Source organism: Alteromonas sp. ABH2_165 (assembly GCF_056159945.1).
In genome coordinates this window covers 16,456-31,320 of record NZ_JBSWWF010000011.1, presented here as the reverse complement: position 1 = coordinate 31,320, position 14,865 = coordinate 16,456, and the positions used below count along the sequence as shown (strand labels likewise).

Below are 14,865 nucleotides of genomic sequence, written 5' to 3'. Positions count from 1 at the left end.
ATTAGCGTTCCAGGCGCTTCTGTTCTGCATGTGTTTGTGAGGAGCGATGCTGTTCGCCATGCTGCTTTACATGCAGTTGCCCATGATGCAGCCACAAAGGAACGTCGGCTTTTTCTGCCACTTCGTGACTGTGAGTGACAACAATGAGGGTGGTATTGAGCGTTTGGCACTGTGCAAACAAGGTGTTTGCGACCTGCTCGCTGGTCTCTTCATCCAGGTTTCCCGTTGGTTCATCTGCCAATACCAGGGAGGGTTTGTGAACCAACGCGCGGGCAATGGCCACACGCTGTTGTTCACCACCGGATAGCTGTTGGGGAAGCTTTTCTGACAGGTGGGCAATCGCCATGTCTTCCATCAACGTACGCTGAAAATCTTTATCATGATTGCCTTTCAAGCGGGCGGTGAAGGCGATGTTGTCCCACACGTTGAGGCAATCCAGCAGGTTAAAACTCTGGAATACCACACCTAGAAGGTCCCGGCGAAAAGCATCAGCGGCTTTGTCGCTGGTAAAGGGCAGGGTGACATCGTCAATATGAATGGTGCCGCCATCCGGGAGTTCAAATCCGGCAATGAGCGACAGTAACGTGGATTTACCTGAACCTGAGGCGCCGCGAATGCTGGCCGAGCTTCCACTTGCTAACGCAAAGGATAAATCTCGCAAGATCTGAATGTCACCAAAGGATTTTTGCAGGTTTTTCAGGTTTAGCATGGCCGGGCAGAACACATTTTTATGAACGATGTTCACCGTTATACGGCAAGTCAGTATTGAAGGTACAGCTTAACCTGATATTTTTCATTCTGTTACAATCGAATGCTGAACCCGAAATAAGATAATAAATGTACAATTTATGGTTGACAGGTGTTAGGAGAGCAACTGTGTGTTGGAGTTATTCTAAGGTCGCTAAACAATTAGAGTATGACCAACTGTCATAGTAATTGAAAGGGAAAGTGGACCGAGGGACACCGATACCAATTAGAGGCCTACTCACGCGAGGCTATCTAAATCTGTAAGAATTGTCCTTCGAAGTTGAATTCGTAGGAGACTAACGTCATAGAGTTTCCCAGATCTATTTTCTTCCTAATTTCTATTATTGATTGCATTTTTTAACAATTCGTGATTAAAAGGTAGTAACAAATCTAAGAATCTATATGCACTAAGGACATGTAAATGTACTCTAGGATGAAAGCAACACTGTTCAAAAAAATGGATAACGCTGAGTACATTCAACATTTCTACGACATTTTTCATTCTGAGTACGCTAAAAAGGTTAAAAAAAAATATAAATTAAACCACTATCCGTTCGTCGAAAAAAGAAATCACGGTGTGAACTCCTATCAATTACCGATCGGGAATTCCACCTTCGATTTATTAACTTATAATTACCATCATAGTTTTGTAGAACAAATCCTACTTAACTATTATGTGATAGATGTTGCACTCATCCTGTTCAAGAATTCTCAAGGGCAAACATTGTCAAAAGCACAAGTTTCGGCTTGTCAGGAGGTCGCTCGAGCTTTCATAAAATCAGCTATCGAGTTCAGCGCTGATGTCGCTGTAAATTTCGGATGTAATACTCGAATTGGGACTAGAAATGTCTGCTTACCGCAAACATTGTGGACGAATAATAATCTTTTAGGAATTTTGAGTATCCAACAGTTCTACTCTGAAGTATGCAAGCCTAGTCGCATAAAAAAGCACATGCGTATCTCTGTTATTCGCTACATGAAAAGACACAATTTAATTAATCAGAAGTTTGAAGTTGAAGATCAGAAACAGTTTGTTTCACATATGAGACGAATAGGTGCTGGTGCTCTGGATGAACTCGAAAAGCTTGCCACTGAATTTATTGAAAATGACAGACCTCTGTCGGACGGTTTGAATCCGATCCTTAACTTACTCATATTTAATACACCTAAGCGTCGATTCAGAAAGGTAATAAAAACCTATGGACAATGACAAACTGATTTTTAGTCTAGAAAAATTTTCAGGAAGTCTTCTTATAACGATTTTCGCTATATTTGCATTTACATCTGGAGCGTTGCTAAGCACTAATAGCTACATCGTAAAGTCAATTTTTCTAATTTCTCTATCACTAGCAATATTGGGTCTTGTCTTTAGTTACCGAGCTATCTCTATACCTATTAATGTCTATGCCAGCCAAGACATAAAACATTTAACTGGAACAACATCGAGAGGTAGGAATCTGAATGTTGTTGAGCGAAATAAAATGATTCGTTATGTTAACTATCAGTGGCGTCTTTCTATAATCTCACTTCTACTACTCACAATATCTGTAGCTTTCTTCTTATTCACTGATAATACACCGAGTTTTAGAATTAAGGATTCAGTTAAAATTAGTGCAACATCCGAGTGAAATAATTTTTTAACATTTTTTTCTGGGATCTAACTTTTACTATTCTAAATTTTCCAGAACTAAGACAATAATTGCACTACTTATTATTAAAGGGTGAGATGGACAACAGTCTGTTGATGGTGTTCTAAATTCGCATAACAATTTGAGTAGTACCATGAGTAATAAGAATTTTTTCTAGCGACATCAATCCTAGATTGAAGTTTATTTATGAGAGTTCAAATTACCGGGGGAGCCGGTGATGTTTGAGACTGACCCACAAAGCGATCATATGAGCTTAGATGTTTTATAGTATGAAATAGCAATTGATGTTAAGCCGTGCCGTTTTACAAACTAACAAGTAGTTTCTCATCATACTGACTCGTAGCAGACTAAGCAGAAAGAAAAACTTCGTGATAACAAACATAGCAACTTAGCTTGAAAAAGTCTGTTACACAGGTTTAATCTGCCCCCGGTATTATTTGAGCCAGCCCGGTGAATGCGATACATTGCTGCTCACGAGGTGTCATATGGCAAAACCCAACAAGAAAGGGCCGGTTCGCACAGTGCTCATTTCCTGTCAGCAATGCAAATCCCCCATTTTTAAATACCGTAAAGGCGGCAAAGGTGCGCTGGTAAAATGTTTCATTGAACGCATTGTGGAAGACATGACGGTAAAGCCCTGTCATTGTCCGGGATGCGATCAGGAATTTGCCAGAGAAACCCTGATCCGCGGCACGCCAGCCTACAAGATGATTGGCGGCAAAGTGCATATGAAATGAATTCACAAGGACACTTCATGGAAAAACATATTTATCTCTGCCGTCACGGTCAGACCGAATGGAATCGTGACAAACGACTTCAGGGTCAGCTCGACAGTCCGTTGACTGAGCAGGGCAGAGCGCAGGCCGCCGAATTAGCCGGTAAAGCGAAAAACTGGTCGTTAGAGCTGGTGGTGAGCTCCCACCTGGGCCGAGCAAAAGACACCGCAGCCGTGTGTGCGGAAACCCTGGGTAAAGAACACAAAATCTATGAAGGCTTCTGCGAGCGTAACTTTGGTGAATGGCAGGGGCAGCATACGGCGAACCTGGCGGCGTATCAGGCGTTTAAAGCCCATCGCTACACGCGCCCTGATTTAATGCCGGAAAACGGCGGCGAGAGCGCCAATATGGTCGTGGCCCGGTTTTCCAGCGAATTTGAAAAACTTGTCAGTAATGAAACGGCTGGGTCGATTATGGTTATCAGTCACGGCGATGCCATGGCGTGTATTGCGCACAGCTTTGGTGAAGGGCGCACCATTGATAACTGCGGTGGTATGTTGCTTGGCTGGAAAGACGGCAAACTACACTGGCAGCGCTGGATAGACTAATAACTCTTATCGGATTTATGGTAGGATCCGCGCCCACGCCCGCTGGAGGGCGTGTTGCTTCACCCTGAAAGTACTAAATCGATACCATTAAACCTGATAAGCAGTGCTAAAAGCCGATGAACGAATTACTCGCGCCAATCCATTCATTTCTACAATGTGAAACCCCGGACGCCTGGGTTGATAAAGCCGCAGACAAAGACAATCTGGCGGTGGTATTAACCGATCATCTCATCTGTGAGCTAAAGGCGGCTCAGAGCGCTATGTTCTTGATTCGTCGTTACGCAGTAGACAAGGAAAGCGGTGATGCGTTGCTGGCGTGGTTAAAACCATTTGAAGATTTTGCCTACCGCAAAGAAGGGGATTGGCAGTCACTGCTAAAACACAACAAGCTGTCGAAATCGATTATTCCTAAGTCTGGCACGCCTTACGGGCAGGAGCTAATCGATAAAATGGTGCTGCTGATTAAAGAAGAATTGCATCACTTCTTTCAGGTGCTGGAAATCATGAATGAGTACGACATTCCCTATGAGAATATTGCCTCGAGCCGTTACGCGAAGGGAATGCTGCGTCATGTTCGTACCCATGAACCGGCAGCGTTAACGGACAAACTCATCTGCGGTGCTTATATTGAAGCCCGTTCCTGCGAGCGCTTTGCCAAACTCGCTCCTCATGTAGATAAACGTCTGGGCGATTTTTACGTATCTTTGCTGCGCTCAGAAGCCCGTCACTATCAGGATTATCTTACCCTGGCAGAGGAAATCGCCGGTGCTAATATTGCTGAACGCATCGCCTTCTTCGGTGAAATTGAAGCTGAATTAATCGCTTCGCCAGATGAAGATTTTAAATTTCATAGCGGTACGCCAGCGTAATTATGCTAGTTTCGCTGGCACTAAAAAATAAGTGTTACCAGTCGAAGGGACAGTCTGTGCAGCCTTCCATGTAGGTACCCTGAAAGGTTGCAAAGTGAATGCGTGTGCCTGTTAATACGGCCCGTGATAAATTGGCGTCATTCAATTTTGCTTCCTGAATATTGGCGTTGGTTAAGTCTGCGCCTTTCAGCTGTATTTTGTTCATCCACGCCCTTTCCATTCTGGCACTGCGCAGTATCACGCCGTTCATTTTGGCACCGGAAAGACGGGCCTGATCGAAATTGATGCCGCTAAGGTTCGAGTTATCAAACTTCACACCCTGAGCAAATAAAGCCCATCCTGTAGCACCTTCCAGATTACTGTTGACCACCGTTGAAGTTCTCAGATCACTATGGTTCAGGTTCACCATAGCCATATTCACATTATCCAGATGACTTTTTTTGAAGGTGACATAGCTGAGGTTGCTGTGACGAAGGTCGGCGCCATTAAATCTTACGTTGGTAAACGTGGAACCTGAAAGGTCAATATTACGCAGGTCGGCACCTCGTAAATCGGCGTCAACGCATTGGGTGTTTGGTGCCAGCGCGCAGCCATCAATCATCTTGATGTCGTCTTCAAAAGGGGGCGGGGCGGCCTGGCTGATAGCAGGAAGCAAGAGTAGTAAAAGCAGTCTCATTGTGTGTACTCCATGAGAAGGCGGGGCAAGGCCCCGCCGCGAGTGATTATCGGCTTGCTAGCTTTTTGTCGAAGTTAGGGATTTTAAATACCCAGAATGAACCGCCCTGAGCAACAGGTTTGGTCAACTCGGCCATATCGCCACCCCATAATGGTACAGCACCGCCGTAGCCTGAAGCGAAACCGATGTACTGTTCGCCATCCATTTCCCAGGTGATTGGGCAGGAAACAATGCCTGAGCCAGTCTGGAACTTCCACAGTTCTTCACCGGTTTTCTCATCGAAAGCCTTGATGAAACCATCACCGGTACCGGTAAAGATCAATCCACCTTTAGTGGCCAGTACGCCGGCCCAAAGTGGTAATTTCTCTTTGTGCGTCCACTTGATTTCGCCTGAAACTGGATCAACCGCCCGCAGTACGCCTACATGGTCATCGAACAGGGTTTTGATTCTGAAACCTTGACCCAGGTAAGCATTACCTTTTACATAGTTAACTTCTTCTGTCCAGTAGTCTTCTTTCCAGTGGTTTGCACCCAGGTAGAACCAGCCGGTATTCTGGCTATACGCCATAGGGTTCCAGTTTTTGCCACCCAGGAAAGGAGGTGAAACTTCAATGGATTTACCTTTCTCTTCGCCTGGCTCAGGCAGTGGAGGACGCTGTCCTTCTACTTCCACAGGGCGACCGGTATCTGGGTCGATGTGGGTAGCCCAGGTGATTTTATCGACGAACGGGAAGCCTTTGATGAAGTCGCCGTTTTCGCGGTCGACAACATAGAAGAAACCGTTACGGTCGGCATGGGCTGTAGCTTTTACTGTTTTGCCATTATCTTCGTATTCAAACAGCACCAACTCGTTGTTACCGGAGAAATCCCAGGCATCATTTGGTGTGTGTTGATAGAACCATTTAACTTCACCGGTGGTTGGGTCAACGCCAACTTGCCCTGAGGTATAGAGGTTATCCCAGTTGCGCGGATCGTCACCTTTCGCAGTTCGCTTCCAGGTATTCCACGGCGCCGGGTTACCTGCACCAATGATGATGGTATTTGTTTCCACGTCAAAACTAGCACTTTGCCAAGGGGCGCCGCCGCCATGATGCCAGGCTTCAACTAACTCACCATTTTCGTCTCTGGGCCAGGTTGGCGCATTTTTGTCTCCGGTTGGTGTACTCTCTTCACCATTCAGGCGGCCCATATGTCCTTCCACGAAAGGACGCATCCACACTTCTTCACCAGTGAGTGGATCGCGGGCGAATAGCTTACCTACAACACCGAATTCATCACCGGATGAACCGTGAATTAGCAGTACTTTTCCGCTTTTTTGATCTTTGACCAGGGTAGGGGCGCCTGTCATGGTGTAACCCGCACGGTAATCTTCGAAGCGTTTTTTCCACGCGACCTTACCGGTGTGACGGTTGAGCGCAACGATACCGGCATCTAATGTACCAAAGTAAACCAGATCGCCGAAAATCGCCGCACCACGATTAATCACGTCACAACAAGGTCTAATGCCTTCTGGCAAGCGATGCGAATAGGACCATTTCTTTTCACCCGTTCTGGCGTCGAAGGCAAAAATGCGCGAGTAGCTGGCCGTAACATAAACAACACCATCATAAACCAGAGCCTGCGACTCCTGACCACGTTGTTTTTCATCACCAAAACTCATCGTCCAGGCGGGCGTTAGCATATGAACGTTGTCTTTGTTTATTTGATCAAGCGGGCTAAAACGCTGGGCCTGCGGTCCCATGCCGTACATGAGCACGTCTTCTGGCGTATTCGCATCGTTTTCAATGTCTTCCCAAGTGACGCCTTTCGCGAGGGCGTTTTGGCTGGCCAGCGCTGCGGCAATCAGCACTGCCGATTTAAGCAGGCCTGTTTTCTTCAGAGTGTTACTTACTGACATATCGCACCTTTCATTTTGTTTATAAAGTGTTAACAGTATGCGACTGAATACAAGCAGAAAATATAGACTTTTACCCAAAGAAGGCAGGGCAAAATTCCCGATATTGGTGGGAATAACGCCTTGATATAAAAGATATTTATATTTGATGTCAAAAGTGTGAAGCAAAAAAAATGCTAACCCCCATTGAGGGTTAGCATGCAATTGTGTGAGCTGTTGAACCTCACTAAATCAAAGGGCGTCGAACGCTTTCCCCTTAATCTAAATATAGTGTGTCAAAACAGCGTGAATATGGATACGGAACTCTTCCCGGTTTACGCTGGGGAAATTCCCGAATGTTAATTCGCTACCTTTACATAACCATTATCGATAGCTAAGTGCACCAGCTCTGTGCTGGTTTTTACCTGAAGCTTGTTCTTCAACTGGGTAATGGCATTCGATACCGTTTTGTCTGAAATATTTAAGTCCATGGCAATGCGGTTTCGTTTAAGCCCTTTGGCCACGCCCATGAACACATCAAATTCACGGCGCGTGAGTTGGTCGAAAATATCGCGCTTTTCACTGTAGGTATAAGAAGCCAGATTAATAGCCAATTCATGTTCAATATAGGTGCGCCCAGCCATGACCGTTTTTACCGCATCCAGCATCACTTCAGGGCGGCAGCGCTTGCTGATATAACCCGATGCTCCCGTGTGCATGGCACGGTTCACAATAGACGCTTCCTCGAACATACTGAAAAATATAATTTTTAATTCTGGATGGCGGGAAAGGAATCGCGGTGCCAGATTCAGGCCACTCGCCTGGTCCAGGTTAATGTCCAAAATCATCACATTCACATCATGTTGCTTCAGGCACGTCATGGCATCCCGGGCATTTTCAGCCTCGTGAATGGTGGCGTCCGGCAGCATCATTGCCAGCAAAGCGCTGTAGCCTTGTCTTACTACAGCGTGATCATCAACAAGTAGTATGTGCATTTTTTTGTTTCTCCCTAAGGGGTTGCAGCGCCGGCTGCATGGGTGCCTTTAGCGTTATTGTTGTTCCAGCCAGGGCGGTAATAGTAAGCGTACCGGCAATAAGGCGTGCTCGTTCGCGCATAGACTCCAGGCCAAGCCCTTCATTTTCTGCCAACGTATTGGGTGCCATGCCTATGCCATTGTCACTGATAGTCAATTTCACACTTTCGCCCGCGGCATTTTCTTGGGTGTCACTTTCAACTTCGAGCGTCACGTTCGCGCGGGTTGCATGAGCGTGTTTAATAATATTACTGAGCGCTTCCTGCACAATTCTGTAAATGTGCATGTCACTGTCTGAGCTCACCGATACTGATGTGTCTGGCAGGGAATAGGTAATGGCAATAGTGTTCATTTCTGCCCAGCGCTCCAGCATTTCCTGTAATGCCGACACCAATCCCATCCGGCTTAACGTTACCGGATAAAGCTGTTGGACTAACTGGCGAATGCCTGACTGCATATCGTCGCACTGCTGTTCCAGCAAGGTAGCTGTACGCTCTATAAATTTAGGGCTGTTACTTTGTTGCTTAAGCATAAAACTTTGCACGCGCAGTCCAGTAACGAGCTGGCCAAGATTGTCGTGTAGCTCTCTCGCCAGGATTTGACGCTCGTTTTCCTGCAGCGACGCCAACCGTGCGCGTAACTGGTGTACCTTCGCTTCGCGCTGTTCCAGGGCGCTGGCCATGTCTCTGGAATGCACAATGACGCTGTCTATTTCTTCAATATCGCTTGGCGCAACATCAACACGATAATTGCCCTGACCCACCTCGCGCAGAGCATTGCTAAGCTTGCGCAGCGGTTTCATGCGGCTCTGCACTGCCAGGTGAAGAAACGACAATGAAACAACTAATGACAGGGTTAGAATGCCAAATACCTGGTAAACAGTTGTCAGCACTTCAGCGCGCTCAGCGGCGGGATTCGCAAAAATCAGTAACTGCCTGCCGTCATTATCTGAGGAAGTAAATTGGTCAATGAGGGGGTAGGGAAGCTGTGAACGTATTTCCGGGGTGTCGGTGATCACCGCAGTGATGTGGCGACTATGCTGCAATGCCGCACCGATTTGCTGAAAACTCACGCCTTGTTCAACCAGGGCAATGGCCAGTTGATTGGCTGCATCAATTTCGGTTTCCACATCTTCAATGGCCTGACTATACAGAGCAAACCCCAGCAGGCAGCCCAAAAGCAGGTAGATTGTAGATATAGACAGAACTATTTTGCGTGAAGCTTTCATCTGTTTACGTTTTATTAACCATGGTTACATAGTATGCAGTATTAACAGAAGTTGCTTTGCCACTTTAGCCAAACATTTATAGTACTTTGGTAGCGGTAGGTCATTGCCGCGCTTTCACAGTGGTGGTATTTGTGTTCGCTTCGGCGGTTATAAGAAAGCGGAGTACTGGTGTACTCCGCTCTTACAAAATTGCTGCCCTGATTTCCAGTCAGCGGTGACGCTTCGACAAGCTAAATTACTCGGCTGGCGCTGCGCCATTTGACTTCGGCTTTTCAACAGGTGATGGCGTAGTCATGCTGTTCAGTAACGTGCTGTCGCCTTTCAGTAAATCGGTCAGAGAACCGCCTTGCTTGTCTACCAAACCCACTTCACGGAGCAGTGCATCTACAACCGGGGCATTGGCGCGATAGTTGAGCGCTGCCTGGGTTACCTGGTCGGCCATGCTGCCATTACCTGTGCTTAGTGTGCCTTCCTGACCGCTTCCGGAAGCGCCCACACCATAACCCTGCAGTATTTTAATACCTTCAATATTTTCCAGTGGCTTAACCGCACTGGAAATAACTTCAGGCAGCACTTTAAGAATAGCCAGCGCTTTTTGCAGCTCAATCTGTTCGTTCTTCAGGGTGTTTTCGGCATCGTACAATGCCTGTTTACCGGCAGCTTCAACAGCCAGTACTTTCTCATCGGCTTCGGCTTGCAGCATTTTCGCATCGGCAGAGGCTTTGGCTTCGGTGAGGATAGCCTGCGCAGCGTTTTCTGCCGCTTCTTTCTTCGCCTGTGCTTCAACGGTAATACCTACTGCCTCACGCTCAGCCTCTTTACGGGCATCGATAACTTCGATTTCCATGCGACGCTTGGCGTCGGCAACCTGACGGGCAGTAATCACCGCTTCTTCTTTCTCAACCTTGGCTTTTTCTGCTTCGGCAGCTTTTGCACGGGCGGCAGATTCTTCTTCCGATTTGGTGGCAACAGCGATTTGTTTTACCTGTTCGGCCACTTCCACATCTTGCTGCTGGGCGATGCGGGCTTCTTCCAGTGCTTTGCGCTTGGCGATTTCCCGGGTTTCCAGTTCGCGGGACTTATCGATTTCTGCAGCTTCTACCGCCTTTTCTTTGGCGATAGCGGCTTCACGCTCCTCACGCTCTTTTTGCTCACGTTGTTTGGCAATTTCCGCTTTCTGTTCCTGACGCTTGAATTGCAGCACCTGTTCCTGAGTCAAACGGGCTTCTTCTTCATCCCGTTTTATGTTCAGAGATTCTTTTTCAGCTTCAAGATTACGGGTTTCAATCTTAATCCGGTTTTCCTGCTGAATATCATTGGTTTCCTTGCGCTTCTCTTCAATGATTTTGGCAAGGCGGGCACGACCTTCAGCATCGAAGGCATTATTTTCGTTGAAGAAGTCCAGGTCGGTCTGATCAAAGCCGGTCAGACTGACTGATTCCAGCTCAAGACCGTTCTTTTCGAGGTCGTTGGCGACACTTTGCTGCACTTTTTGCACAAAGTCTGCACGCTGTTCGTGCATTTCTGTCATCGACATCTCCGCGGCTACCGCGCGCAGCACGTCAACAAACTTGGATTCCATGAGTTTTTTCACTTCCTCGGCGCGGGTGGTCCGTGTGCCGAGGGTTTGTGCAGCCATGGAAATACCACTGGCGTTAGGGGCCACGCGAAGATAGAAATCTGCTTTTACATCTACCCGCATGCGATCTTTGGTGATAAGCGCATCTTTCTGGGTTTTCTCCACTTCAATGCGCAGCGTGTTCATGTTCACAGGAATGATTTCATGCACCACTGGCAGCACGATAGCACCACCGTCTTTAATCACTTTTTCGCCACCCAGACCGGTACGCACAAAAGCGGTTTCTTTGGTTGCACGTTTATAAAGTTTGGCGAATATCAGCCCGATAGCGAGCAGGGCGATGATGACAATCAATGCCAGGATTAGGATCTCCGGCAGATTATTCGATGAGTATGTTTCCATGTTTACTGCTTCCTTTGTTACTACTGTTTCCGTCGTTTATGTTCCCTTAAAGCCTAGCTAGCGATACCTTGTCGCCAACCAGCTTTGCGGGTTTTTCTTCACCAGAATGATTTTCTCTCCTCGGGTGAATGTGTCTTCTGTTTCAAATGGTTCAACAAGTACATAGTGGACCTGACCATACCTGTCAGGAAATTTGGCTTCTGCCGGGCTGCCTGTGCGAGCAACGCCAATGGTAATTTCCGCCACGGTGCCAACAAAGGAATCGGTATCCATTGCGGATGATTCGTTTTTCGGCAGCAAACGTGCCAGTGCGCCACCGAAACGACCGGTGAGGGGGAGGGCGATGAACATGGCAATGGGCACGCCAACAAGTGCAGATAAATAGCGTCCGCTGAAAAAGCTGGAATAGGTCAGATTCAACAGATAGCCGGTTAATCCGAATAGCGTTAATAATAGAATAAACCAGATCATCACGGGCAGGCGGTCGAGTGAGAGCCAGCTGGTAATGCTAGACAAGCCGGTTACTGTATCTGTACTGCCGTCTATGTCTGGTAAGTCGTCGAACAGACCCAACAAACTGGTGCCTAGCAACATGCCAAGGCATTCAATAATAAAGAAAAGTATGACTATGCCAACCGCTGCGCTAAACAGAAAATTGGCATCGTGAAAGAAGAAAGTGGACATTCTTCACCATCCTTGATGAAAATAAAATCCCTTCTTTTATAGCACAAAATTTTACATATAGGCGAATTTTGCGACAGAGATCAATGATGATGTTCACCAATGGCATTACCGTTGGCATCATAGAAGCCGCTGGCACCCGCTTCAATGAAGCCCTGGTGAACCATGTTAGTGAGAAATGGGTCGGTATGATCGTCGCCGATGTCGGCAAAATCCGTGGTCTGAAATTCTGATCGTTTGGCAAAGAACGCTTTGATGGCCTGCTCATCGTGATTGATGGAATCCTGTTGCCAGCGTATTTCCTTATCACCACGTTTTACCCTAAACGAGAGCAGCAAATCCTGCGCAGGCATCCAGACAAGGTCAATGGTCTCATTGTCTTTTTCCAGATGATAACGGTCTTCCTGGGTGCAACCTTCGCCGCGAGAGCTCACCTTCGTCAATTGGCTTATAAAGGCATCTTTGATCAGTTGGTTGCGGTATTCCCAATCGTTATCTACCCGGCCGTGAATGGCTTCGCCTGGTTGATATTCAATTGCACGGGCATGGCTATCGAAAAAACGCGTGGCTTTCACTCGCTCATGCACATGTTCCCACATTTGCGTGATGTTGTTGGCGGGATACTCGTGGGCCACTACGTTGGGTTTACGCCACAAACCCAGGTGTTTTTGACTTTGTTTATCACCGTGTTTCTCAGTGAATGTGTATTCAGCGTGTGCCCAGTTTTTCTGTGCGTCACATTGTTGTTCGTTGGTGGAATCGCTGTTTGCGAAAGCGGAAGTCGAAAGTAACAAGCTGCTTAAAGTGAGTACAATTTTCTTCATAGTCATAACCTGAAAAGGGATGCCCGCAGGCATCCCATAATTTTATTTTAAAAACGTGTCGAACGCGTTACTCAACGGCTGAATTAGCCTGTTCGGTTAGGTCAGCGGCAAAGTCCATCACGTGGAAGATAACGCTTTGCTCGTTGGTGCTGTTGATCAGGAAGGCACCCGGACCTTTTGCATAAATGCCAACGTCTTCACCTGAGTGAGTTTCTGACGACAGTGGCACTAATGCTTCCTGGTGGAAACCTGGTGTTGTGGTATCGACATCGGTGATGTCTTGACGACCAGCAGCCAAATCATAGTTGTAGCCTTCATCAGCATCGGTTTCTGCGCCGAGGTTACGGAAACCATTTCCGTTCATGTAGCCCACAGTGGTATATGGCATGCCGTCAGCCGCTGTGGCTGCTTCTTCCGCACCCACGTTAACCACTTTGCCCAGAATTGGGTTACCACGCTTCGGATAACCGGCAATGGTGAATACATGGCCGTGGTCGGCTGTCACGATGATCAGCGTGTCGTCGTCATTGGTTAACTCGTCAGCAACAGCCACAGCATCGGCCAGTGCGACCGTGTCAGTCAGTGCAGTATAGGCGCTGCCCGCGTGGTGACCGTGGTCTATACGACCGGACTCAACCATGAGGAAGAAACCGTCATTGTTGTTGTTCAGAACGTTAATGGCGGTCTCGGTCATTTCAGCAATAGAAGGTTCACCGGCTACATCGTTAGCGCGGTCGGCTTCGTACTGCATGTGAGACTCGTTGAACAGGGCAAACACGCGCTCAGTGGTTTCAGTATCAAGACCATCGAAGCCAGCTTGATCGTAAATGTACACACCGTTTGGATATTGCGTCGCCCATTCTGCCGTTAAGTCACGGCCATCAGTACGATCACCTTCCACAGAACTTACTGCATCAGGGCTGTTAAACGCTTCGTCACGAGGCAGGAATGAACGGCGTCCACCGCCCATTACCACTTCGATACCGTCGATGTCTGCACCGAAACGGGCTTCAGTGGCGGCTTCAAAACCAACCAGCTGTGAGGCAATGTCGGTACAGCCAGCTTCAATGGCTTCTGCAGGCATATCGCCATCGTCTTCCCAGTTACGGTCAGCCGATTTCGCGTAAGTCGCTGCAGGTGTGGCGTGGGTGATACGTGCCGTTGACACGATACCGGTAGATTTACCGGCCAGTTCAGCCAGTTCCAGAGCGGTTACCAGTTCAGTACCGGCAACTGTGCTGCAATCGCCACGCACCACATCTTCGCTTACCCCGATAACTCCCACGTCAGTTTTCACACCGCTCATCATTGCCGACATGGTGCCGGCAGAATCTGGTGTTTGCGCATCAACGTTATAGGTTTTCGACAAACCGGCGAATGGGAAGCGGTCAAAGCTCAATTGGTTCTCTTCACCGCTGTCACCGTTCATCTGGCCTTCCAGAATACGTGCAGCAGTAACAGTAGACACACCCATGCCGTCGCCAACGAACAGAATCACGTTCTTCGCTTTACCGTTTAACTGGGCAACCGCGGCTTCCAGAGACTCGTGCTTGGTAACCGTGGTGTTACTGGTAAGGTTACGGGTACTTTCGGTAGAAGAGGTGCCGGTGGCCTGCATCCAGACGTTTTTATTGGCTTCCACTTCTGCCTGACCGGCGACAAAGTAGTCGTTGTTCAGGCTGGTCAGCAGCTCTGAATTTGCCACCTGCGTATTGGCCTGTACGCACACATAGCTGGTGTCGGTGATTTCGTCATCGCCCAGTGCGCCGTCAGCATTGCTGTCCAGACCGCTGTCGAAACGCACGCCACTGTTAGGGCAGTTTGCATCGCCGGTTGCCAGTTCTGTCTGTACCGTCAGGCTGTTCAGGCCATTGGTACCGTTCGTGCCGTCTGCACCGTCGTCGCCGTCCAGAGAACATGCGGTCAGGCCAGCCATGGCCAGAGCTAAAACGCTATATTTAAATGCTTTCATGATGTCC

The 14,865-nt window shown here is 47.8% G+C and carries 14 protein-coding genes; 5 read left to right on the top strand and 9 right to left on the bottom strand.

What is annotated here, in order from left to right; genetic code table 11:
• Position 1: 1 nt before the first annotated feature.
• The gene (locus tag ACXAFQ_RS19095) at positions 2-745 is read right to left on the bottom strand and encodes an ABC transporter ATP-binding protein (RefSeq protein WP_474824974.1); all 744 of its coding nucleotides are present in this window, start codon (positions 743-745) and stop codon (positions 2-4) included.
• Positions 746-1,180: 435 nt separating this feature from the next.
• Here ACXAFQ_RS19095 and ACXAFQ_RS19090 point away from each other — a divergent pair, with 435 nt between their 5' ends.
• The 4 genes from ACXAFQ_RS19090 to miaE all read left to right on the top strand — a co-directional run bounded on the left by ACXAFQ_RS19090 (position 1,181) and on the right by miaE (position 4,589).
• Positions 1,181-1,957 carry a hypothetical protein gene (locus tag ACXAFQ_RS19090; protein ID WP_474824973.1) on the top strand — a complete coding sequence of 259 codons (777 nt, stop codon included), beginning with the start codon at positions 1,181-1,183 and terminating at the stop codon, positions 1,955-1,957.
• 924 nt (positions 1,958-2,881) lie between these two features.
• Positions 2,882-3,133: a hypothetical protein gene (locus ACXAFQ_RS19085; protein ID WP_070125354.1), complete on the top strand. Its 252-nt coding sequence runs from the start codon at positions 2,882-2,884 to the stop codon at positions 3,131-3,133.
• Positions 3,134-3,150: 17 nt separating this feature from the next.
• Positions 3,151-3,720 (top strand): histidine phosphatase family protein, encoded by a 570-nt coding sequence (locus ACXAFQ_RS19080; protein ID WP_474824972.1) that lies wholly within the window; start codon positions 3,151-3,153, stop codon positions 3,718-3,720.
• Positions 3,721-3,836: 116 nt separating this feature from the next.
• Positions 3,837-4,589: a tRNA isopentenyl-2-thiomethyl-A-37 hydroxylase MiaE gene (gene miaE, locus ACXAFQ_RS19075; protein WP_474824971.1), complete on the top strand. Its 753-nt coding sequence runs from the start codon at positions 3,837-3,839 to the stop codon at positions 4,587-4,589.
• Positions 4,590-4,623: 34 nt separating this feature from the next.
• Here miaE and ACXAFQ_RS19070 read toward each other — a convergent pair whose 3' ends face one another.
• From ACXAFQ_RS19070 to ACXAFQ_RS19040, 7 genes are all read right to left on the bottom strand, one after another.
• Positions 4,624-5,265: a pentapeptide repeat-containing protein gene (locus ACXAFQ_RS19070; RefSeq protein ID WP_474824970.1), complete on the bottom strand. Its 642-nt coding sequence runs from the start codon at positions 5,263-5,265 to the stop codon at positions 4,624-4,626.
• Between the two features lie 46 nt (positions 5,266-5,311).
• The gene (locus ACXAFQ_RS19065) at positions 5,312-7,162 is read right to left on the bottom strand and encodes a methanol/ethanol family PQQ-dependent dehydrogenase (protein WP_474824969.1); all 1,851 of its coding nucleotides are present in this window, start codon (positions 7,160-7,162) and stop codon (positions 5,312-5,314) included.
• 335 nt (positions 7,163-7,497) lie between these two features.
• Positions 7,498-8,133, bottom strand: a complete 636-nt coding sequence (locus tag ACXAFQ_RS19060; RefSeq protein ID WP_070125349.1) for a response regulator transcription factor — start codon at positions 8,131-8,133, stop codon at positions 7,498-7,500.
• Complete coding sequence (locus ACXAFQ_RS19055; RefSeq protein WP_474824968.1) at positions 8,114-9,400, bottom strand: sensor histidine kinase; 1,287 nt, start codon at positions 9,398-9,400, stop codon at positions 8,114-8,116. Before ACXAFQ_RS19055 ends, ACXAFQ_RS19060 begins: the two co-directional genes overlap by 20 nt.
• Before the next feature lie 235 nt (positions 9,401-9,635).
• On the bottom strand, positions 9,636-11,381 hold the full coding sequence (locus tag ACXAFQ_RS19050) for a flotillin family protein (RefSeq protein ID WP_474824967.1): 1,746 nt from the start codon (positions 11,379-11,381) through the stop codon (positions 9,636-9,638).
• A gap of 57 nt (positions 11,382-11,438) precedes the next feature.
• The gene (locus ACXAFQ_RS19045; protein WP_070125346.1) at positions 11,439-12,065 is read right to left on the bottom strand and encodes a YqiJ family protein; all 627 of its coding nucleotides are present in this window, start codon (positions 12,063-12,065) and stop codon (positions 11,439-11,441) included.
• A gap of 80 nt (positions 12,066-12,145) precedes the next feature.
• Positions 12,146-12,496, bottom strand: coding sequence for a hypothetical protein (locus ACXAFQ_RS19040; RefSeq protein ID WP_474824966.1), 351 nt, complete (start codon positions 12,494-12,496; stop codon positions 12,146-12,148).
• Here ACXAFQ_RS19040 and ACXAFQ_RS19035 point away from each other — a divergent pair.
• On the top strand, positions 12,452-12,853 hold the full coding sequence (locus ACXAFQ_RS19035) for a hypothetical protein (RefSeq protein ID WP_474824965.1): 402 nt from the start codon (positions 12,452-12,454) through the stop codon (positions 12,851-12,853). The genes ACXAFQ_RS19040 and ACXAFQ_RS19035 overlap by 45 nt on opposite strands.
• Positions 12,854-12,953: 100 nt before the next feature.
• Here the strand turns inward: ACXAFQ_RS19035 and ACXAFQ_RS19030 are convergent, their stop codons facing one another.
• Positions 12,954-14,858: an alkaline phosphatase gene (locus ACXAFQ_RS19030; RefSeq protein ID WP_474824964.1), complete on the bottom strand. Its 1,905-nt coding sequence runs from the start codon at positions 14,856-14,858 to the stop codon at positions 12,954-12,956.
• Between the last annotated feature and the right edge of the window lie 7 nt (positions 14,859-14,865).